The sequence below is a fragment of the Bradyrhizobium sp. LHD-71 genome (assembly GCF_031157255.1).
GTDB lineage: Bacteria > Pseudomonadota > Alphaproteobacteria > Rhizobiales > Xanthobacteraceae > P52-10.
In genome coordinates, this window is record NZ_JAVIFX010000011.1 from 21,272 (window position 1) to 43,084 (window position 21,813).

18 protein-coding genes are annotated in these 21,813 nt (G+C 63.1%); 17 read left to right on the top strand and 1 reads right to left on the bottom strand.

Going from position 1 to position 21,813, the window contains the following annotated elements:
• The first annotated feature begins 53 nt into the window (after nucleotides 1-53).
• Together RCO31_RS13620 and RCO31_RS13625 are read left to right on the top strand one after the other, a co-directional pair.
• On the top strand, nucleotides 54-1,322 hold the full coding sequence (locus tag RCO31_RS13620) for a lipoprotein-releasing ABC transporter permease subunit (RefSeq protein WP_308968944.1): 1,269 nt from the start codon (nucleotides 54-56) through the stop codon (nucleotides 1,320-1,322).
• Nucleotides 1,315-2,031 carry an ABC transporter ATP-binding protein gene (locus tag RCO31_RS13625; RefSeq protein ID WP_308968945.1) on the top strand — a complete coding sequence of 239 codons (717 nt, stop codon included), beginning with the start codon at nucleotides 1,315-1,317 and terminating at the stop codon, nucleotides 2,029-2,031. The genes RCO31_RS13620 and RCO31_RS13625 overlap by 8 nt, the downstream gene beginning before the upstream one ends.
• Here the strand turns inward: RCO31_RS13625 and RCO31_RS34740 are convergent.
• Nucleotides 1,994-2,251 carry a DUF3551 domain-containing protein gene (locus tag RCO31_RS34740; protein ID WP_374991474.1) on the bottom strand — a complete coding sequence of 86 codons (258 nt, stop codon included), beginning with the start codon at nucleotides 2,249-2,251 and terminating at the stop codon, nucleotides 1,994-1,996. The genes RCO31_RS13625 and RCO31_RS34740 overlap by 38 nt on opposite strands.
• Nucleotides 2,252-2,842: 591 nt before the next feature.
• Here RCO31_RS34740 and dnaE point away from each other — a divergent pair.
• The 15 genes from dnaE (at nucleotide 2,843) to lpxB (ending at nucleotide 21,777) form a co-directional block, all read left to right on the top strand.
• A complete protein-coding gene (dnaE, locus tag RCO31_RS13630) occupies nucleotides 2,843-6,349 on the top strand; it encodes a DNA polymerase III subunit alpha (protein WP_308968946.1) in 3,507 nt (1,168 codons plus the stop codon).
• A gap of 283 nt (nucleotides 6,350-6,632) precedes the next feature.
• On the top strand, nucleotides 6,633-7,628 hold the full coding sequence (locus RCO31_RS13635; protein WP_308968947.1) for a 30S ribosomal protein S2: 996 nt from the start codon (nucleotides 6,633-6,635) through the stop codon (nucleotides 7,626-7,628).
• Between the two features lie 117 nt (nucleotides 7,629-7,745).
• On the top strand, nucleotides 7,746-8,669 hold the full coding sequence (gene tsf, locus RCO31_RS13640) for a translation elongation factor Ts (RefSeq protein WP_308968948.1): 924 nt from the start codon (nucleotides 7,746-7,748) through the stop codon (nucleotides 8,667-8,669).
• Nucleotides 8,670-8,944: 275 nt separating this feature from the next.
• Nucleotides 8,945-9,661: a UMP kinase gene (gene pyrH / locus RCO31_RS13645; protein WP_308968949.1), complete on the top strand. Its 717-nt coding sequence runs from the start codon at nucleotides 8,945-8,947 to the stop codon at nucleotides 9,659-9,661.
• 70 nt (nucleotides 9,662-9,731) lie between these two features.
• Nucleotides 9,732-10,295, top strand: coding sequence for a ribosome recycling factor (gene frr, locus RCO31_RS13650; RefSeq protein ID WP_308968950.1), 564 nt, complete (start codon nucleotides 9,732-9,734; stop codon nucleotides 10,293-10,295).
• Nucleotides 10,295-11,056: an isoprenyl transferase gene (locus tag RCO31_RS13655; protein WP_308968951.1), complete on the top strand. Its 762-nt coding sequence runs from the start codon at nucleotides 10,295-10,297 to the stop codon at nucleotides 11,054-11,056. The genes frr and RCO31_RS13655 overlap by 1 nt, the downstream gene beginning before the upstream one ends.
• 4 nt (nucleotides 11,057-11,060) lie before the next feature.
• The gene (locus RCO31_RS13660) at nucleotides 11,061-11,906 is read left to right on the top strand and encodes a phosphatidate cytidylyltransferase (protein ID WP_374991475.1); all 846 of its coding nucleotides are present in this window, start codon (nucleotides 11,061-11,063) and stop codon (nucleotides 11,904-11,906) included.
• A 4-nt stretch (nucleotides 11,907-11,910) separates the two neighbouring features.
• Nucleotides 11,911-13,128, top strand: coding sequence for a 1-deoxy-D-xylulose-5-phosphate reductoisomerase (gene dxr / locus RCO31_RS13665; RefSeq protein ID WP_308968952.1), 1,218 nt, complete (start codon nucleotides 11,911-11,913; stop codon nucleotides 13,126-13,128).
• Between the two features lie 115 nt (nucleotides 13,129-13,243).
• The gene (gene rseP, locus RCO31_RS13670; RefSeq protein WP_308968953.1) at nucleotides 13,244-14,401 is read left to right on the top strand and encodes an RIP metalloprotease RseP; all 1,158 of its coding nucleotides are present in this window, start codon (nucleotides 13,244-13,246) and stop codon (nucleotides 14,399-14,401) included.
• Nucleotides 14,402-14,596: 195 nt separating this feature from the next.
• The gene (gene bamA / locus RCO31_RS13675; RefSeq protein ID WP_308968954.1) at nucleotides 14,597-17,098 is read left to right on the top strand and encodes an outer membrane protein assembly factor BamA; all 2,502 of its coding nucleotides are present in this window, start codon (nucleotides 14,597-14,599) and stop codon (nucleotides 17,096-17,098) included.
• A 78-nt stretch (nucleotides 17,099-17,176) separates the two neighbouring features.
• Nucleotides 17,177-18,265, top strand: a complete 1,089-nt coding sequence (gene lpxD / locus RCO31_RS13680; RefSeq protein ID WP_308968955.1) for a UDP-3-O-(3-hydroxymyristoyl)glucosamine N-acyltransferase — start codon at nucleotides 17,177-17,179, stop codon at nucleotides 18,263-18,265.
• Nucleotides 18,262-18,717, top strand: a complete 456-nt coding sequence (gene fabZ / locus RCO31_RS13685; RefSeq protein ID WP_308968956.1) for a 3-hydroxyacyl-ACP dehydratase FabZ — start codon at nucleotides 18,262-18,264, stop codon at nucleotides 18,715-18,717. Before lpxD ends, fabZ begins: the two co-directional genes overlap by 4 nt.
• Before the next feature lie 200 nt (nucleotides 18,718-18,917).
• Entirely contained in the window at nucleotides 18,918-19,733 is an 816-nt protein-coding gene (gene lpxA, locus RCO31_RS13690) for an acyl-ACP--UDP-N-acetylglucosamine O-acyltransferase (protein ID WP_308968957.1), read from the top strand.
• Nucleotides 19,733-20,611 carry a UDP-2,3-diacylglucosamine diphosphatase LpxI domain-containing protein gene (locus tag RCO31_RS13695; RefSeq protein WP_308968958.1) on the top strand — a complete coding sequence of 293 codons (879 nt, stop codon included), beginning with the start codon at nucleotides 19,733-19,735 and terminating at the stop codon, nucleotides 20,609-20,611. The genes lpxA and RCO31_RS13695 overlap by 1 nt, the downstream gene beginning before the upstream one ends.
• Nucleotides 20,608-21,777 carry a lipid-A-disaccharide synthase gene (lpxB, locus tag RCO31_RS13700; RefSeq protein ID WP_374991476.1) on the top strand — a complete coding sequence of 390 codons (1,170 nt, stop codon included), beginning with the start codon at nucleotides 20,608-20,610 and terminating at the stop codon, nucleotides 21,775-21,777. Before RCO31_RS13695 ends, lpxB begins: the two co-directional genes overlap by 4 nt.
• Nucleotides 21,778-21,813: the final 36 nt, after the last annotated feature.

The window sequence follows — 21,813 nt, forward strand, 5'->3', positions numbered from 1 at the left end:
TATGGCGCGGCATCAAACCGCCCGAATCGTGGTGAAATTTCAAGGACAATGCGATGAGCGCGACGCCTCAGACCCGCCCATTTGCCCCGTTCGAGTGGCTGATCTCGTTGCGTTACCTCCGGGCGCGGCGCAAGGAGGGATTCATCTCGGTCATTGCCGGCTTCTCGTTTCTCGGCATCATGCTGGGCGTGGCCACGCTGATCATCGTCATGGCGGTGATGAACGGCTTTCGCAAAGAGCTGCTCGACAAGATTCTCGGTCTCAACGGTCACCTGCTGGTGCAGCCGCTGGAGAGCCCGCTGACGGACTGGAAAGTGGTCGCGGAACGTATCAACGGCGTGCAGGGCGTCCGTCTCGCCGCACCGATCGTCGAAGGGCAGGCGCTCGCGACGTCGCCGTTCGGAGCGACCGGCGTTCTCGTGCGCGGTATCCGTTCGGAAGATCTGACCAACATCACTTCGATCGCCCATAACATCAAGCAGGGAACGCTCGAAGGCTTCGACGAGGGCCAGGGGCTTGCGATCGGACGACGGCTCGCGGACACGCTGTCATTGCGCGCCGGCGACAACATCACCATCGTCGCCGCCAAGGGCGCGGTGACGCCGATGGGTACGCTCCCGCGTACCAAGACCTATCGCGTTGCAGCCGTATTCGAGATCGGCATGTCTGAGTACGATGCTGGTTTCGTGTTCATGCCGATCACCGAGGCGCAGGCCTATTTCAATCGGCCAAACGATGTCACGGCGATCGAGGTCTACACCACCGATCCGGATCGGATCGACGTGTTCCGCAAGGGCATAACGGAGGCGGCGGGCCGGCCGATCTTCATGGTGGACTGGCGGCAGCGCAATGCGACGTTCTTCAACGCGTTGCAGGTCGAGCGTAACGTCATGTTCCTGATTCTGACGCTGATTGTGCTGGTCGCGGCGCTGAACATCATCTCCGGCCTGATCATGCTGGTGAAGGACAAGGGCGGCGACATTGCCATCCTGCGCACCATGGGCGCCTCGCAAGGCTCGATCATGCGCGTGTTCCTGATAACCGGTGCATCGATCGGCGTCGTCGGCACCGTGATCGGCTTTCTGGTGGGGACGGTCATCTGCATGAATATCGAAACGATCCGCCAGTTCATCTCGTGGGTCACCAATACCGAACTGTTTTCACCCGAGCTGTACTTTCTGTCGAAGCTGCCGGCGGAAATGGATGCCGGGGAGACCTTTGCCGTGGTGCTGATGGCGCTGACGCTGTCACTGCTCGCCACGCTCTACCCGTCGTGGCGTGCAGCTCGGCTCGACCCGGTCGAGGCGCTTCGGTATGAGTGAAACCGAAGGGACGGCGGGCGGCGACGAGGAAGTTCCGGTCGTCTACCTGCACGGCGTGTGCCGTCGCTACAAGCAGGGCGAGAGCGAGCTGGTCATCCTGAACGGCGCAAAACTCGCGCTCTGGGCAGGGCAGTCGGTCGCGCTGGTGGCCCCGTCGGGCGCGGGCAAATCCACGCTGCTGCACATCGCAGGTCTGCTGGAGCATCCTGACGAGGGCGAGGTCTACCTGATGGGCACCGCGACCTCGGCGCTGAGCGACCTGCAACGGACGATGCTGCGGCGGACCGATGTCGGGTTCGTGTACCAGTCCCATCGGCTGCTTCCGGAATTCTCCGCGCTGGAGAATGTGATGATGCCGCAGCTCGTGCGCGGCCTGTCGCGCAGCGACGCGAGCCGCCGTGCCGAGGAGATCCTCAGTTATCTCGGACTGAAAGATCGCATCACCCACCGACCGGCCGAACTGTCGGGCGGTGAACAGCAGCGCGTCGCCATCGCGCGCGCGGTCGCCAACGCGCCGCGCATCCTGTTCGCGGATGAGCCGACCGGCAACCTCGACCCGCACACGGCTGAGCACGTCTTCGGCGCCCTGATGCAGCTTGTCCGGGCGACACGGGTCGCCATGCTGATCGCCACTCACAACATGGATCTTGCGGCGCGGATGGATCGCCGCGTCACCTTGCGCGACGGCCAGGTGCTGGAACTGGATTAGGGGTGAACGCTGGGTTCTGGTAGCAGAAGCCCACGGCAGACGCCGCCGCGCGGCATTGCTCGATGGTCGCATAGTAGCAATCAGGGCCCCACCGGCCGCTTGGCTGCATACACCAGGGATAGATCGGGGCGGCGGCTTGCGCAGGCGCGGGCTGCTGCAGCATCCCGCCAGCGAGGGCGGCGCCTCCCAGAGCGGCGAGCAAAAGCAAGCTGGGCTTCATGATCGTCTTGGACCGGCGTTAGGAGCGTCAGAGCGGCCTTATAGCATCGCTGAGCGATCGACCCGCGGAACATGTTCGTGACGCGGCGGGCCCGCCTTGAGGGCTGGTAGCGTTCACGGTGATCTGGGACAGGGCGAGGAACGGGGCGGCCCCCGTTCCTCGCCCTGTGGAGGCCATTGGCGGGTCTTGCAGGACGGCGGGCAGGGCACACGAGCCAGCCGGGCTTGCCGATTAACTATCATCGCTTTCGTCCGAGAAGCGCCGTCCAAGGAACGTTGACTCTGTAGAACAAAGACGGAACAATGTTCTTCCTATGTTCCAGAGTCTCAGGAGGGTGTGATGCTGAAGTTGTTCGTCGAGGAAGCAGCGGCACTGACCTCGGTCGTGCTGTTCGTCGGAATGATTGCGGTCTGGGCGCAGGTGATTCCGCAGCTCTGAAGTTGTTCCCCGGCTGATACGCTGGGGACAACCGGTTCAGGTGGTTGCGGCGCCGCCGCAGGAGAGGGATGGCTGCGGGCCGCACATCGCAGACTTGAGTCGCCGCACGGACGGCGCGACCCTACATCCTGGAAGCCATAGATCCCTGGAACCATGCCCAGCCCCGGCTTTATCCACCTCAACGTCCGCTCGTCCTACTCGCTCCTGCATGGGGCGATCACGATCGGCAAGCTCGCGGAGCTTGCCAAGAAGGATCACCAGCCGGCGCTGGCGCTGACCGACACCGACAACATGTTCGGTGCGCTCGAGTTCTCCGACAAGGTCGCAGGTTACGGTATCCAGCCGATCGTTGGCTGCGCGCTGGCGATCGATTTCGGCGATCAGGAGGCTGGTTCCCGATCGGTCCTCGCTCATCCGGCGCGGCTCATTCTGCTTGCGGCGCGCGAGGAGGGCTACCGCAGCCTGATGCGGCTGAATTCGCGGGCCTTCCTCGAGACACCGACGCATCAGGCGCCGCACATCAAGCTCAGCTGGCTGGAGGGTGAGACCGCCGGCTTGATCGCGCTCACGGGCGGCCCGGCGGGGCCGATTTCGATGGCAATCCTCAACGATCAGGCGGTCGCGGCCCAGCGCCTGGAGCGGCTCACGGCGCTGTTCGGCGATCGCCTTTACGTCGAATTGCAACGACACGGGCTCGAAGTCGAGCGCCGCGCCGAGGGCGGATTGATCGATCTCGCCTATGCCAAGGGGCTGCCGCTGGTCGCGACCAACGAGCCGCTGTTTGCGACCGCAGACGATTACGAAGCGCACGACGCGCTGGTTTGCATTGCCGGCGGCCGGCTGGTTGCTGAAACCGACCGTCCGCAGTTCACCGCCGATCATCGCTTCAAGACCCGTGCCGAGATGGCCGTCTTGTTGGCCGATATTCCCGAGGCGCTCGCCTCGACGGTGGAGATCGCGCAGCGCTGCTCGTACCGGCCGTTGACGCGCAAGCCAATCCTGCCGCGCTTCACGGTCGGCGGCACCGCAAGTGCCGCGGATGCGGAGACCGAAGAGGCGACCGAGTTGCGGCGTCAGGCCGAGGAGGGGCTCGCGATGCGCCTCGCAGCGGCCGGTTGCGCGCCGGGCGTAAGCGAGGAGCAGTATCGCGAGCGGCTCGCCTTCGAGCTCGGCGTGATCGAACGGATGAAATATCCGGGCTACTTCCTGATCGTCTCCGACTTCATCAAGTGGGCAAAGAGCAAGGGCATTCCAGTCGGACCGGGCCGCGGCTCCGGCGCGGGTTCGCTGGTTGCCTGGTCGCTTACCATCACCGATCTCGATCCGATCCGCTTCGGGCTGCTGTTCGAGCGCTTCCTCAATCCGGATCGCGTGTCGATGCCGGACTTCGACATCGACTTCTGCCAGGACCGCCGCGACGAAGTGATCCGTTACGTGCAGGAGCGCTACGGGCGAGATCAGGTCGCGCAGATCATCACGTTCGGTACGCTGCAGGCGCGCGGCGTGCTGCGCGACGTCGGCCGCGTGCTGCAGATGCCCTATGGACAGGTCGACAAGCTGACGAAGCTGGTGCCGCAGAACCCGGCGGCGCCGGTGACGCTCGCTGCTGCGATCAATGGCGAGCCGAAGCTGCAGGCGTTTCGCGACAGCGATCCCGTAGTGGCACGCGCCTTCGATATCGCCCAGAAGCTCGAAGGGCTGACGCGCCACGCCTCGACCCACGCCGCGGGTATCGTCATCGGCGACCGGCCTTTAAGCGGGCTTGTGCCGCTCTACCGCGATCCGAAATCGGACATGCCGGTGACCCAGTTCAACATGAAGTGGGTGGAGCCTGCCGGCCTGGTGAAGTTCGACTTCCTCGGACTGAAGACGCTGACGGTCCTCGATGTCGCCGAAAAGCTCGTGCGCAAGCGCGGCGAGGACATCAACATCGCGAGGCTGCCACTGGAGGATCCGGCGAGCTACGCCATGCTCGCGCGCGGCGAGGTGGTCGGCGTGTTCCAGGTTGAAAGTCAGGGCATGCGGCGGGCGCTGGTGGAGATGCGGCCCGACCGGTTCGAGGACATCATCGCGCTGGTCGCGCTCTATCGGCCGGGTCCGATGGCGAACATTCCGACCTATTGCGCGCGCAAGCACGGCGAGGAGGAGCCGGAGTACCTGCATCCGATCCTCGAGCCGATCCTGAAGGAGACCTTCGGCGTCATCATCTATCAGGAACAGGTGATGCAGATCGCGCAGGTGATGGCAGGCTACTCGCTCGGCGAAGCCGACCTGCTGCGGCGCGCGATGGGCAAGAAGATCCGCGCCGAAATGGAGAAGCAGCGCGAGCGCTTCGTCTCCGGCGCGGTGGAACGCAACATTCAAAAGGGCCAGGCGGACGCGATCTTCGAATTGCTCGCCAAGTTCGCCGACTACGGCTTCAACAAGAGTCACGCCGCTGCCTATGCGCTCGTCTCGTTCCAGACCGCGTATATGAAAGCGCACTATCCGGTGGAGTTTCTCGCAGCGTCGATGACGCTCGAACTGAACAACACGGACAAGCTGTCGGAATTTCGCGCCGAGGCATTGCGTCTCGGCGTCAAGATGGAGCCGCCGTCGATCAACCGTTCCGGCGTCGTGTTCGACGTGGCCAACGCGACGATCCACTATGCACTCGCTGCGCTGAAGGGCGTCGGGCCTGCTGCGGTGGAGATGATCGTCGGGGCGCGCGGCGATCGGCCGTTCACGTCACTCGCCGACTTCGCTTCGCGCGTTCCGCCGAAGGCGTTGAACAAGCGGGTGATCGAGAGCCTTGCCGCTGCCGGTGCGTTCGACTGTCTGGAGCCGAACCGGGCACGGATTTTCGCCGGCGCCGACGCCATTCTGGCCGCGTGCCAAAGCCATCATCAGGCCGAGACCACGGGCCAGCACAGCCTGTTCGGATCAGCGTCGGACGCGCCGACTTTGATCCTGCCGGCGATCGAGCCGTGGTTGCCGCAGGAGAAACTGCAAAAGGAATACGATGCCGTTGGCTTCTTCCTGTCGGGCCATCCGCTCGACGACTATGCGACGGCGCTGAAGCGGCTGCGGATCCAGTCGTGGATGGAATTCACCCGCGCCGTGAAGTCTGGAGCGACGGCAGGCAAAGTGGCGGCGACGGTGGTCTCGCGCATGGAACGGCGCACCAAGACCGGCAACAAGATGGGCATCCTCGGGCTGTCGGATCCGACCGGGCATTTCGAGGCGGTGTTGTTCTCGGAGGGGCTTGCACAGTACCGCGATGTGCTGGAGCCGGGCATGGCCGTGCTGCTGCAGCTTGGCGCGGAATTGCAGGGCGAGGAGGTTCGTGCCCGCATCCTGCATGCCGAGCCGCTGGACGCGGCCGCCGCCAAGACCCGGATGGGCCTGCGCATTTTCCTGCGCGACTCCAAGCCGCTGGAATCGATCGCCAGGCGGCTGGAACAGCCGCCCGGTGCCGCGCCACGGCCGCAGGCGAAGGCCCCGGATGCTCCGGTTTCCAGGGCCAGCTTTGAGAGAGCCGACGGAGAGGTCACACTGGTGATGCTGCTCGACCTCCAGACCGAGGCCGAAATCCGGCTTCCAGGTCGCTTCAGGGTCTCGCCGCAGATCGCCGGCGCCATCAAGGCCGTCCCAGGCGTGGTGGACGTGCAGACCGTGTAAGGGACGGTCGCCTAGCGGCTGGTGGCGGCGCCCCGCAACACGTTGAGCGAGTTAAGGAATAGGCACTTGCCCGGATCCACCAGCCCGGTTCGGCGGCGCTCGAATCCGGGTCATTGATGGCGGCTTAAGCTGCGGATTTGCTTGCTAGTTCGGGAGGTCGCGGCTATAAGCGCGGCCATCTCACACGGGAGCATGGCTGAACAGGCCGTCCGGTGGCACTCCGGGCCGCAAAGGCTCGGATATTGCTCACGCGCTCCCGGAGGAACAAACCGGAGAACTATCAATGGCGCTGCCTGAATTTTCCATGCGCCAGCTGCTCGAGGCTGGCGTTCACTTTGGTCACCAGTCTCACCGCTGGAATCCGAAGATGGCCGAATACATTTTCGGCGTTCGTAACAACATCCATATCATCGATCTTGCGCAGACCGTGCCGCAACTGCATCGCGCGCTCCAGGCGGTGAGCGACGTGGTCGCCAAGGGTGGACGCGTGCTGTTCGTCGGCACCAAGCGTCAGGCGCAGGAGTCGATCGCCGACGCGGCGAAGCGTTCGGCGCAGTACTTCGTAAACTCGCGCTGGCTCGGCGGTACGCTGACCAACTGGAAGACGATCTCCGGTTCGATCAAGCGGCTGCGCCACCTCGACGAGGTGTTGAATTCGGCCGAGGGCACGCAGTACACCAAGAAGGAGCGGCTGACGCTGCAGCGCGAGCGCGACAAGCTCGACCGTTCGCTTGGCGGCATCAAGGACATGGGCGGTTTGCCCGACCTGATTTTCGTGATCGACACCAACAAGGAAGACATCGCGATCCAGGAAGCGCAGCGGCTGAACATTCCGGTTGCTGCCATCGTCGATACCAACTGCGATCCGAAGGGCATCACGTATCTTGTCCCCGGCAACGATGACGCCGGTCGTGCGATCACACTCTATTGCGACCTCATCGCCCGCGCGGTGATCGACGGCATCTCGCGCTCGCAGGGCGCATCGGGCGTCGACGTCGGCGCGTCGGCGGCGCCGATCGACGAGGCGCTACCGGCGGCGACAGCGAAGCCGGAGTTCCAGGGCCTGCCGGGGCCGCGCGGCGTTGCCGACGACCTGAAGAAGCTGACCGGCGTGTCGGGAGCGATCGAGAAGGGGCTCAACGATCTGGGCATCTTCCACTACTGGCAGCTTGCTGAACTCGATCACGATACGGCGCACCACATCGCTGAAGAGGTGGGTCTGCCAGGCCGGGCCGACAGCTGGGTGGCGCAGGCGAAGAAGTTCGCCGAGGCTGAATAATTTAAGGCAAATCCTGCGGCCGGGCGGCGCGTCCGGCCGATCCCTTACGATCTTGATGCCGCATGGGCCGATGGCCATCTATGCGCATCGGCCCGGACGGGCAAAAGGAAGATGGACATGGCGACGATCACGGCAGCAATGGTCAAGGAACTGCGCGACAAGACCGGCGCAGGAATGATGGATTGCAAGCAGGCGCTCAATGAATCGGGCGGCGAGATGGAAGCCGCGGTCGACTGGCTGCGCAAGAAGGGCCTGTCGAAGGCGGCGAAGAAGGCCGGCCGCGTCGCAGCTGAAGGCCTGATCGGTGTGGTCGTTTCCCCGGCCAAGGGAGCGATGGTCGAGGTGAATTCCGAGACCGACTTCGTCGCGCGCAACGAGCAGTTCCAGGGTCTCGTGAAGATGATCGCCCAGGTCGCGCTCGACGTTGGTGGCGACGTCGAAAAGATCAAGGCGGCGAAGGTCGGCGACGTGACGGTCGAGACCGCGATTTCGGATGCGATCGCAACGATCGGCGAAAACATGTCGCTGCGGCGCGCCGCCCAGCTCTCGGTCGGGTCCGGCGTTGTCGCGAGCTACGTGCACAGCTCCGTCACTGATGGGCTCGGCAAGATCGGCGTGATGGTGGCGCTGGAGTCGACCGGCCAGAAGGACGAGTTGGCAGCATTGGGCCGCCAGGTCGCGATGCACATCGCGTCCACGAACCCGCTTGCGATCGACCCGTCGGGCGTCGATCCGTCGGTCGTCAAGCGCGAGAAGGATATTCTCGCCGACAAGTTTCGCCAGCAGGGCAAGCCCGAGGCCATGATCGACAAGATTACGGAGTCGGGTTTGAAGACCTTCTACAAGGAACAGACGCTGCTCGAGCAGGCCTTCATTTTCGACGACAAGAAGAGCGTCGCCCAGGCGCTCAAGGAAGCTGAGGGCAAGATCGGCGGTCCGGTGAAAGTGACCGGTTTCGTACGCTATGCTCTGGGTGAGGGAATCGAGAAGCAGGAATCCGACTTCGCTGCGGAAGTCGCCGCGGCTGCCGGAACCAACTGACGGAACCATCGGCTGGATTGCCCGGCTCCGATCAGGCTTCGCCGACTGATCTAGCGGGCTTTCCGGATGCGCGTGAGCACATCCGGCTGACCAGTGCGCTGGATTAACGTTCGTAGCACCATCGCCGCTAAGTCCTGCGTGCGAACGTCAAATCCAAAGGCGCACTCGCTGCATAAAGTTGCTAGTGTCCCTCTGGTTCTACCGTTCGCATACGAGGTCGCCGCCAAGTGATGCGAACGTCAGATCCGGGACACCAGGTCACAGGGAGCGCCGCAATGGCTGAAGCGAAGTACCGGCGCGTCGTCGTCAAGCTCTCCGGCGAATACCTTGCCGGCGACCAGCCTTTTGGCATTCATCAGCCGACCATCGACCGAATCGCCGGCGACCTGATCGAGGCTCAGGAGCTGGACGTGGAGCTCGCTGTCGTTGTTGGCGGCGGCAACATCTTTCGTGGCGTCGAGGTGTCCTCGCGCGGTGTATCGCGGGCGCGAGGTGACACTATGGGCATGCTGGCCACAGTGATGAACTGCCTGGCGCTTGAATCCGCGCTCGAGCGTCTTGGCCAATCGGCCCGGGTGCTGTCGTCTTTCGTGATGCCGCAGGTCTGTGAACTGTTCACTCGCAGTGCAGCACACAAATACCTCGCCGAGAACCGGATCGTGTTGCTTGCCGGTGGGACCGGCAATCCGTTCTTCACCACCGACACCACTGCAGTTCTACGCGCCGCCGAGATCGGCGCGAACGCGGTCCTGAAGGCCACCAACGTCGATGGCGTCTATTCGGCCGACCCGAAGAAAGACCCTTCCGCGACGCGTTTTGAACGACTGACCCACTCTCAGGCGCTGGAAGGCGGCTACAAGGTCATGGACGCCACCGCCTTCGCCCTTGCCCGGGAAACCGCGATGCCTATCATCGTGTTTTCCATCGCCGAATCCGGCTCGATCGGCGCTATTCTGAGCGGCGACGGGCAGGGCACCATCGTCGCCGGTTGAGCATGAAGTCGGTCAAATCGGCCGAAGCTCACGGTACCGGCCGAAATCAGCTTTGCGAGGAGTTAAGGACATGTCGTCCGGATCATTTGACATCAACGATCTGAAACGCCGGATGCAAGGCGCGACGTCGTCGCTCAAGCATGAGCTTGGCGGATTGCGTACCGGGCGTGCGGCAATCTCGATGCTCGAGCCGGTGCAGGTCGAAGCTTACGGCACGCATATGCCGCTGAACCAGGTGGCGACCGTCAGCGTGCCCGAACCGCGCCTGTTGTCGGTCCAGGTGTGGGACAAATCGATGGTGCACGCCGTCGAGAAGGCGATCATCAATTCCAATCTGGGATTGAGCCCCGCGACCGAGGGGCAGGTGATCCGGCTGAGAATTCCTGAACTCAATCAGGAGCGGCGCAAAGAGCTCGTGAAGGTGGCGCACAAATATGCAGAGGCCGCCCGCGTTGCAGTCCGCCATGTTCGCCGCGATGGCCTCGACGTCATCAAGAAGCTCGAAAAGGATCACAAAATCTCCGAGGATGATCAGACACGCTTGTCTAGCGAGGTACAAAAGGCGACCGATCACGAGATCGCCGAAATCGACAAGATGCTCGCCACCAAGGAAAAGGAGATTATGACGGTCTGATGAGCACGACCGAAACAGCTGCGCTTGCGCAGGCACCGGCGCACGCCGATGTACCGCGCCATGTTGCCATCATCATGGATGGCAACGGCCGCTGGGCGGCGGCGCGTGGATTGCCGCGCGGCGAAGGCCATCGACGGGGTGTAGAGGCGTTGCGCAAGGTCGTGCGCGGCGCCGGCGAGCTCGGCATTGCCTATCTGACGATTTTTTCCTTCAGCTCGGAAAACTGGTCGCGGCCGGTGGAAGAGATCGGTGATCTGTTCGGCCTGTTGCGCCGCTTCATTCGCAACGATCTCGCCGAGCTGCACCGCGATGGGGTTCGCGTGAGAGTGGTCGGCGAGCGCGAAGGCCTTGAGTCCGACATCGTCGCGCTCCTGAACGAGGCCGAAGACCTCACGCGCGACAACACCCGCATGACGCTGGTCGTGGCCTTCAACTATGGTTCGCGGCAGGAGATTGCCCGCGCGGCGCAACGGCTGGCGCAGGAGGTCGCGGATGGTCGACGTGATGCGTCGACAATCAATGCCGACCTGCTCGAAACCTATCTCGACACATCGGGCATTCCGGATCCGGATCTCATCATCCGCACCAGCGGCGAGCAGCGGCTGTCGAATTTCCTGATGTGGCAGGCGGCCTACAGCGAGTTCGTCTTCGTGCCGTTGCACTGGCCCGATTTCGACAAGGCCGCGCTTGAACGCGCGGTCGACGAGTATGCGCGGCGCGAGCGTCGTTTCGGTGGTCTCGCCGCCAAGACGGGATCCTGAGGCGGTGGCCGACCGCGCAACGGCAGGCGACGGCGCTTCGGGGCTGCGATCCAACCTTGCATTGCGGGTGATGGCGGCGCTGGTGCTGGCGCCGCTGGCGATCGCAGCCGCCTGGTTCGGCGGCGCGTTCTGGCTCGGCCTTGCGACCATCACAGTCATCGGCCTGTTTGGTGAATGGCTGATGATCGTCGGCAACTTGCGGCGGCCGGTGCTGTTCTGGGGGTTCCTTGCATTGGCCGCCGTTGGCATTTCACTCGGCGTCGGCAATCTGGAGATCGCCAATCTCTCGGTCGCGCTCGGCCTGTTCGCGATGTTCCTGTTTTCTACGCCGGCGCATCGCTCCTGGACCGCAATCGGACTTGCCTATACCGCAGCGGCGCTGTTTGCCTGCGTGCTGGTGCGGCGCGATCCGGCATATGGCTTTATCGCGCTGATCTTCGTGTTCCTCGTGGTGTGGATCACGGACATTCTCGGCTATTTCGTCGGCCGAGGTCTCGGCGGTCCAAAACTCTGGGTCCGGATCAGCCCCAAAAAGACCTGGTCGGGCGCGATTGGCGGCGTGCTCGGCAGCATGGCCTTTGCCGTGGCATTTGCGGCGGCCGGTTACGGTAAAGTGCTGCCGATGCTGTTGCTTGGAACTGTGATCTCCGTCATATCCCAGTTTGGCGATCTGTTCGAATCTGCCCTCAAGCGGCAGTTCGGCGTAAAGGATTCGAGCCAGATTATCCCTGGACACGGCGGTCTTCTGGATCGACTCGATGGATTTATGGCGGCGATCATTGCCGCCGCAATAATAGGTTACATGCGCTCTGGGACCGAGGCGATCGGTCAGGGCCTTTTGGTATGGTGATGTAATGAGCGCAGTTCCACTGCGGGCGAGCGAATTTCAGCCGCAGGTCGATCGGGTTGTGACCGTGCTTGGCGCCACCGGTTCGATCGGCACCAGCACGATCGATCTGTTGCGCCGTTCGCGGGACCGCTTCCGCGTCGAGGCGCTGACCGCACATAGCAACGTTGCGGCACTTGCCAAACTCGCGATCGAATTCAACGTCCGCTTCGCTGCAGTCGCAGAGGAGCAGCGTTACGACGAACTGAAGTCCGCGCTGGCCGGCACCGGCATTGCTGTCGGCGCAGGTGAGGGCGCCATGATCGAAGCGGCGCAGCGTCCTGCCAACTGGGTGATGGCAGCGATGAGTGGTGCCGCTGGGCTGAAGCCCGCAATCGCTGCCGCCGAGCGCGGCGTCACCGTGGCGCTTGCCAACAAGGAATGCCTTGTTTGCGCCGGCGAAGTGTTCATGCGGACTGCAGAAAAGAACGGCGCCTGCGTGCTCCCGGTGGATTCGGAGCACAATGCGCTTTTTCAGGCGATGGGCGCGGGCCGCCGCGAGGATCTGACCAAGGTCATCCTGACGGCGTCGGGCGGACCATTCCGAACCTGGACGCGCGAGCAAATCGAGAACGCGACGATCGAGCAGGCGCTCAAGCATCCGAACTGGAGCATGGGCAGGAAGATCACGATCGATTCCGCCTCGATGTTCAACAAGGGGCTCGAAATCATCGAGGCCTACCATCTGTTCGACCTGGAGCCAGACCAGATCGATGTGCTGGTCCATCCGCAGTCGATCATCCACGGGTTGGTCGAATTCTCCGACCGCTCGGTGATCGCACAGATGGGCGCGCCCGACATGCGCACGCCGATCGCTCATTGCCTGGCGTGGCCGGAGCGCATCGACGGTCCAGCGCAGAAGCTCGACCTTGCCGCCATTGGCCAATTGACGTTCGAGGCCCCGGACCCGGTCCGCTTTCCGTCACTTCGCCTCGTTCAGGCGGCGCTTCGGGCGGGGGGGGCGATCCCGACCGTATTCAACGCGGCGAACGAAGTCGCCGTCGACGCGTTCCTGAACGGCAGGATCGGCTTCGGCGGCATCGCGCGGCTGGTCGAAGCGACCATGGAGGCGGCTGCACGGACCAATTCGTTACCGCAGACGGCCGACGATGCGCTTTCTATTGACCATAGTTCACGAAATATGGCGCGCAGCCTCTTGCCTGAAATTGCCGCAAAGGCATCTTAACGGATTGGGGGGAGGGTCGCCGCAGCCGCGTGCGCTCTAAGCTGTTGATGCCGCGCATGATCTTCGCCACGACGGCCCCGGTTCCGGCCGATTGGGCGTGTAGCTAAGGGAACGGATGGTGGACTTTTTTCTGAGTGGGTTCAGCACGCTTGGCAACGGCGTGGTGGGCTATGTGGTTCCATTCCTGTTTGTGCTGACGATCGTCGTCTTCTTCCATGAGCTCGGCCATTTTCTGGTCGCGCGCTGGACAGGCGTAAAGGTCCTGACCTTCTCGATCGGTTTCGGCCCGGAACTCATCGGCTTCAACGACCGACGCGGAACGCGCTGGAAGCTTTCGGCCATTCCGCTCGGCGGCTACGTCAAGTTCTTTGGCGACGAAAGTGAAGCAAGCACGCCGTCCGCCTCGGCGCTCGCCAAGATGTCGGACGAGGATCGCAAGGTCAGTTTCCACCACAAGGGCGTTCTGGCGCGTGCGGCGATTGTCGCTGCCGGGCCGATCGCGAATTTCCTCCTGGCGATCGTCATATTTGCCAGCCTTTTCACCTTCTTTGGCAAGCCGAGCGCGAGCGCGCGTGTCGATACCGTGCAGGCCGACAGCGCAGCCGCCGCGGCCGGCATTCAGCCGGGCGACCTGATCACCGCGATCGACGGTGCCGCTATCGAGAGTTTCTCGGACATGCAGCGGATCGTCTCGACCAGAGCCGGTCAGGCGCTCACACTTGCGGTCAAACGCGGCAACACGAACCTTGAACTCCGCGCGACGCCCAATCTGCGCGAAATCAAGGACAATTTCGGCAATACGCATCGCATTGGCGTGCTCGGCATCACCCGCGCCTCGTCGCCCGAGGATGCCGCGAACACAAAGGTCGATCCGGTCACCGCGCTCGGGCTCGGTGTGAAGGAAACCTGGTTCGTCGTCGATCGGACGCTTGCCTATATCGGCGGAGTGTTCGCGGGACGCGAAGCCGCCGACCAGATTGGCGGGCCTATTCGAATCGCGCAGATTTCCGGCCAGGTCTCGACCATCGGACTGACCGCGCTTATCCATCTGGCTGCGGTTTTGTCCGTATCGATCGGGCTCCTGAACCTGTTTCCGGTGCCGCTGCTCGATGGCGGTCACCTTTTGTACTACGCGGTTGAGGCCATTCGAGGACGCCCCCTGTCCGAGCGGGCACAGGAAATGGGCTTCCGTGTCGGTCTTGCCCTCGTTCTGATGTTGATGATCTTCGCGACCTACAACGACATCCTGCACATCTTCCGGGCCACGTCGTAGAGATTCTGCCGCCACGTCCGATAGGGGACCTTTGTCAAGCCGTGGCGGAAGAGCAACGTGTTGGTTGGAAATTGGAAATTGGCTGCGAAACGAGGTTTGCCGCTTTGCTGAAATTAGCTACAAGCAGCCTCGGAATGGGGATTCTGTCGGACGCGGGGCGCGTGTCGGCGTGAGTTTGATGAGGGCGCTTGGCGAATGAGACTTGGACTGAGAACGCTGCGGGGGGGTCTCGCCGCTGTCCTGATAACTGTCGCACTGCCGGCCGCGTTGGTGGGTGCGACGACCGTTGCATCCCCGGCCATCGCCCAGAGTGCTTCATCGATCGTCGTTGAAGGCAATCGGCGGGTCGAAGCCGATACCATTCGCAGCTATTTCAGGCCCGGCTCGGGCGGTCGCATCGACAGCGGCAGCATCAACGATGCGCTGCGCGCACTGTACGAGACAGGCTTGTTCCAGGACGTGCGCATCAACCAGGCCGGCGGCCGTCTCGTCGTCACTGTCATCGAAAACCCGGTGATCAGCCGCGTCATCTTCGAGGGCAACCGGAAGATGAAGGACGAGCAGCTCGCCAGCGAGGTGCAGTCCAAGCCGCGCGGCAGCTTGTCCCGACCGCTGGTGCAGTCGGACACGCAACGCATTACGGAAATCTACCGCCGCCAGGGCCGTTACGACGTCTCGGTGGTCCCTCAGATCATCGAGCAGCCCAACAACCGCGTCGACCTTATCTTCGAGGTCAATGAAGGCGGCAAGACTGGCGTCAAATCCATCGAGTTCGTCGGCAACAAGGCGGTTTCGGATTATCGCCTGCGCGACGTCATCAAGACGCGCGAAACCAACCTCTTGAGCTTTCTTGGCTCGGGCGACGTTTATGATCCGGATCGCGTCGAGGCCGACCGCGATCTCATTCGACGCTATTATCTGAAGAACGGCTATGCCGACATTCAGGTGGTTGCGGCGCTGACCGAATATGATCCGCAGCGACGTGGCTTCCTCGTGACCTTCCAGATCGAAGAAGGTCGGCAGTATCGCGTTGGTTCGATCGACATCCAATCGAACATTCGCGGTCTCGATCCGAACGCCTTCCGGTCGTTCCTGCGCCTCGGTGTCGGCTCGGTCTATAATGGCGAGGCGATCGAGAAGTCCGTCGAAGAAATTACCGTGGAAGCGGCGCGGCGCGGCTACGCCTTCGCCACCGTGCGCCCGCGTGGAGAGCGCAACTTTGAGAACGGGACCGTCTCGATCGTCCTGGTGCTCGAAGAGGGGCCGCGCGTCTATGTGGAGCGAATAAACGTTCGCGGCAACACGCGCACCAAGGACTATGTGATCCGTCGCGAATTCGATATCGCCGAAGGTGACGCCTACAACCGTGCGCTGATCGACCGCGCCGAGCGCCGCCTGAAGAATCTCGACTACTTCAAGACGGTGAAGATCCTGACCGAGCCCGGCTCGTCGGCAGACCGCGTCGTTATCGTTGTCGATCTCGAGGAGAAATCCACTGGCGACTTCTCGGTGTCCGGCGGCTACTCGACCTCGGACGGCTTCCTGGCGGAGGTCAGCGTCTCCGAACGTAACCTGCTCGGAACAGGCCTTTATGCAAAGGCGGGCGTACAGTACGGCGAACGTACGCGGGGCTACAACGTCTCCGTCGTCGAGCCCTTCCTGTTCGGCTATCGCATTGCGGGCGGCATCGACATCTTCCAGCGCCAACAGCTGCCATCGAGCTACGTCTCGTATGAGACGACGACGATCGGCGGCTCGGCCCGGCTGGGTTTTGCGCTTCGCGAAGACCTCTCGATGCAGGTGCGCTACTCGCTGTACCGGCAGGAAGTTGGCATCGATCCGACACTGCAGAACTGTAACAACAACGTTAACAACGCGAGCTTGGGGTTCAATCCCACGCCGTCTTACGTCTTGAACCCAACCAACGGACTGCCTGTCGGCTTTGATTCTGCGGCTTACCTGGCTGCAACCAGCGGCCTTGGGTGTTATGCGGACGGCGAGGCGTCGCTGCCGATCAAGATCGAGCTCGCCAACGGCGCTGTCTGGACTTCGTCGGTTGGCTACACGCTCGCCTACAACACCCTCGACAACAACAAGGACCCGACGAGTGGTCTGCTCGCCGAATTCCGCCAGGACATTGCTGGTCTGGGCGGCGACGTGAAGTACCTCCGTTCGGCCGTGGATGCCCGCTTCTATTTCCCGGTTATTTCGGACGTCGTCGGCGTGCTGCGCGGTCAAGGCGGTCACATCATGGGATTGGGCGGCGGCGATCTTCGTATGCTGGACCACTTCCAGATGGGCCCGAACCTGGTCCGCGGCTTTGCGCCGGTCGGCATCGGTCCGCGCGACATCACGCTCGGCACCGCACAGGACGCGCTTGGCGGTACGATGTACTGGGGCGCATCGGTCGAACTGCAGATGCCGTTCTGGTTCCTACCCAAGGAAGCGGGTCTGAAGGGAGCGATCTACGCTGACGCCGGTTCGCTCTGGGACTATAAGGGACCGGAGACGTTCCCCTCGACACTGGAGTCGATCACGGTCGCGCAGAACGGCATGCAGGTTCGCGCTTCGGTTGGTGCCGGCATCATCTGGCAGTCGCCGTTCGGACCCTTGCGTTTCGACTATGCCATCCCGGTGGCGAAAGGCCCGAACGACCGCACGCAGGAATTCAGGTTCGGCGGCGGCACCAGCTTCTGATCGTGGAGCGGTCGGAAAGTCGAACGGTCTCGCTGCTTTGGCGGAGCGAGGCCGTTTTCGGCTGATGATGGCGAGGTCATGAGGCATCACAGATTTTTCAGCGAGCCGCCCAGGCTGACGCTTGCCGATATCGCCGAGATGACCGGCGCAGTGCTCGCCGATTCAACGCGCGCACTGGTGCCGATCACTGGTCTCGCCGTGTTGGACGAGGCAGGGCCTTCGCAGCTGACCTTCCTGGAGAATGCGAAGTACGCGCCGAAGCTCGCGAGCTGCCACGCTGCGGCATGTCTGGTCAGCCGGCGGCTGGAGCAGGAGCTGCCGTCCCGCGTGGCGGTGCTTCGCGTCGCCGATCCTTATCGGGCCTTTGTCGCTGTCGCGCGGAGGATGCATGCCGACGCACTCAAGCCGCATGTGCAATCTGGCGCCGAAGGCGTTTCGCCGATGGCCGTTGTTCATCCGACGGCCAGGCTTGAAGAGGACGTGACCGTCGAAGCTCACGCAGTGATCGGACCGGGTGCCGAAATCGGAACCGGTACCATCATCGGGCCAGGGGCCGTGATCGGTCCCTATGTAACGGTCGGACGTGGTTGCGCGATCGGCGCTGGCACCACCATTGCCTGCAGCCTGATTGGCAACGCCGTCATCGTCCATCCGGGCTGCCGGATCGGGCAGGATGGTTATGGATTTCTGCCGGGCGCCGATGGCCATGCGAAGGTGCCGCAGACCGGCCGGGTTATCATCCAGAACGACGTGGAGATTGGCGCCAACACCACGATTGATCGCGGAGCGCTGCGTGATACCGTGATCGGCGAAGGTACGAAAATCGACAATCTGGTGCAAATTGCACACAACGTGGTGGTCGGCCGCCGCTGCCTCGTCACCAGCCAGGTTGGTATCGCGGGAAGCGTGACCCTGGGCGAGGGAGTGGCATTGGGTGCGCGCGTCGGCATCAACAATCACGTGACGATCGGCGACGGCGCGCAGATCGCCGCAACCAGTATCGTGCACGACGACGTGCCGCCAGGCGCCCGATGGGGTGGTACGCCAGCCAAGCCCGTCAAACTCTGGTTCCGCGAGATGATGCTGCTTGAACGGATGGCCCGCGAGGCCGCGACAGGAGAGGCGGACGCGCGCCCACGTGGAGCGCACCCGGGACCCGAGGAATGACACAAACGACGCTCGAAGCGGCCGATATCAACTTCATCTTGAAGACCCTGCCGCATCGCTTTCCATTTCTGCTGATCGACCGCGTGCATTCAATCCGCGGTGATGAGTTCGCTGTGGGCGTCAAGAACGTGACCGCCAACGAACCGCAATTCATGGGACACTTCCCGGAGCGACCAGTGTTTCCCGGCGTCTACATGATCGAGGGAATGGCGCAGACGGCAGGCGTTATTTGCATCTGCTCGGGCAAAGTGCCGACAGGGAGCTCGCCGACGGTCTACTTCATGACTATCGACAAGGCGAAATTCCGCAAGCCCGTGATCCCGGGCGACACGATCGAATATCACATGACCAAGATCGCCCAGCGCAAGAACATGTGGTGGTATCGCGGCGAGGCGCGGGTCGGGGACGTGCTGGTCGCCGAGGCCGAAGTCAGCGCCATGCTCAGCGCCTGAATGTTTGATGCCCGCGTGCTAGTCTTACCGCTTTGACGTTCGTACTACCCTTGGCGCCAAGCCCGGCATGCGAACGTTAGAACCGGGACACCGTCATCATGCGTAACAATTCATGACCACATGCGGCGATCGAATTTGCATATACGCGCAAGGAAAGGTCTTGCAGCGTGTCGCCGTAACGCGCGGCAATGAGGGGTGAAATGGCGACGATTGATCCCACAGCCAGGATCGAAGATGGAGCGCGCGTCGCGGCCGACGCGGAGATTGGTCCGTTCTGCATCGTTGGCAAGGACGTGACGATCGGCAGCGGCTGCCGGCTGCTCTCACACGTCAACGTCACGGGCCGCACGACGATCGGCGCCGGCTCCCTGATCTATCCGTTCGCATCACTCGGGACAGCGCCGCAGTCGCTTGCCTATCGTGGTGAACCGACGATGCTTGAGATCGGCGAGAACTGCACGATCCGCGAGTCGGTAACGATGAACGTGGGGACGGTCAGTGGTGGCGGCGTGACGCGGGTCGGACGTCGAGGTTACTTCATGTCCTACAGCCATGTCGGACATGATTGCCGGGTCGGCGACGATGTGATTTTTGCGAACTCTGCCACGCTCGGCGGCCATTGCGACGTCGGCGACAATGTCTTCATCGGGGGCTTGAGCGCCGTGCACCAGTTTGGGCGCGTCGGTTCGAATTCGATGATCGGCGGCGTGACCGGCGTACGTGGCGACGTTATCCCGTTCGGACTGGCCAATGGGCAGTATGCGTTCCTTGACGGGCTGAACATCGTCGGCATGCGTCGGCGCAAGTTCACGCGCGAGCGGTTACACAAGGTTCGTTCGTTCTATCAGGAGCTGTTTCACGGTGGGGGCGCGTTCGCGGACAGGTTGGCCGCCTTGCAGGACGAGCGCGAAAGCGATCCGGCGATCGCCGAGATCCTCGATTTCCTCGGACAGGACGGAAAGCGATCGCTTGTGCTTCCGAAGCAATCCAGCGGCCGGGCTTCACTCGAGGCTTGATGGCGATGCCGGGTGCCACGGACAATTTCAATACCGGCATTGTCTCGGGTAGCGGCGCGCTTCCATTTGCAGTTGCGGACTCCCTGGTTGCCCGGGGGCGCGTACCCGTCGTGCTCGGCATCCGCGGTTTCTGCGATCCGGAAAGGATCACGCGTTACCGTCACCACTGGATCGCACTTGGGCAACTGGGGCGGCTGACGCGACTGCTACGCGCGGAACGCTGCCGCGACGTCATGTTCATTGGCGGGCTTGTTCGTCCGGCCCTGTCGGAGATCAGACTGGATTTCGGCACCTTGCGCGTCACGCCACGTATCATTGCCGCTTTTCGCGGCGGCGACAATCATCTGCTCACCGGTATCGGCCGCATCATGGAAATGCACGGATTCCGAATGGTCGGGGTGAAGGAGGTCGCGCCGGATCTGGTGATGCCTGAAGGCGTTCTGACGCGCACCGAACCCGATGACGGCGCGAAAACGGACATCGCTACGGGTCTCGATCTGCTGCGCGCACTGAGCCCTTTCGATGTCGGCCAGGCGGTGGTGGTGATCGACGGCAACGTCGTTGCGGTGGAAGACATCGAAGGCACCGACGCCCTGCTTGCGCGTGTCCAGCGTCTCCGCGGCGAGGGACGCATCAGGTCGAGGGCAGGGCGCGGCGTGCTGGTCAAAGCGCCGAAAACTCAGCAGGATGTGCGGTACGACCTGCCTACATTCGGGCCGCGCACGGTCGAGGGCGCAGCGGCCGCGGGGCTTGGCGGCATCGCCATCGTCGCCGGCTACACGCTGATGGCCGAGCCGGAAAAGGTCGTGGCGGCCGCTGACAAGGCGCATCTGTTCCTGACGGGCCTCGCCGCCAAACCGGCTGCACCTGTGGCATGAACGCTCCCGGGATGGCGCAACGAGCAAACATCTTCCTGGTCGCCGCGGAAGAATCCGGCGACCGGCTCGGCGCCAATCTGATGCGCGAACTGCGTGCTAATCTTGGCGACCACGTCACGTTTTCCGGTGTCGGTGGTCGCGCCATGGCGCAGCAGGGTCTGGCAACGCTTTTCCCAATCGACGAACTTTCGATCATGGGGCTGGCGTCAATTCCGCGTAAATTACCGATGATCCTTCGCCGCATCAGGCAGACGACCGACAGCGTGCTGAGTGTCAGGCCGGACGTGCTCGTCATCATCGACAGCCCGGATTTTACGCAGCGTGTCGCCAAGCGGGTGCGGCGACGCGATCCTGCCATCCCGATCGTCGACTATGTTTCGCCAACGGTCTGGGCCTGGCGACCAGGCCGTGCCCGCGCCATGAGCCGATATGTCGACCGCCTGCTCGCGCTCCTGCCGTTCGAGCCGGATGTTCACAAACGCCTTGGTGGACCACCATGCACCTATGTCGGCCACCCGCTGCTCGAACAGCTCGATGTATTGCGGCCGAATGTTTTGGAAGAGGAGCGGCGGCAGCGCGAGGCCGTTCTCGTCGTGCTGCCAGGTAGCCGCCGCATTGAAATCCGCCATCACATGCAGCCGTTCGGCGAAACGCTGGCGCAACTGCGTGACATGGGCGTCGCCTTCGAGCCGGTACTGCCGGCGCTGCCACATCTCGCCGATCTGATCCGCGAAACGAGCGCGAACTGGCCTGTTCAGCCGCACATCGTGATCGGAGACGATGAGCGACGAGCGGCCTTTCGGATCGCCAGGGCGGCGCTGGCAAAGTCCGGCACCGTGACGCTTGAGCTCGCGCTCTCCGGAGTGCCGATGGCGACTGCTTATCGAGGAACGGCGTGGGAGGCATTCATCGCGCGCCGGCTGGTGCGCGTGCCGTCGGTGATCCTGGCCAATCTCGTCCTCGGCGAGAACGCCGTGCCCGAGTTCCTGCAAGAGGACTGCACGGCCGCCCGGCTGGCGCCGGCCCTGCGCGATCTCATGCAGGACGGCCAGGTCCGCAGGAGACAGCTCGATGCCTTCGGCCGGCTCGACACCGTCATGTCGACCGGTGAACGATCGCCGAGCCAGCGCGCGGCCGACGCCGTGGCCGCGACCATCCGCAGATAGCAGAGTTTGTGCGAGCGAGGCCTGAACGAAAAAGGC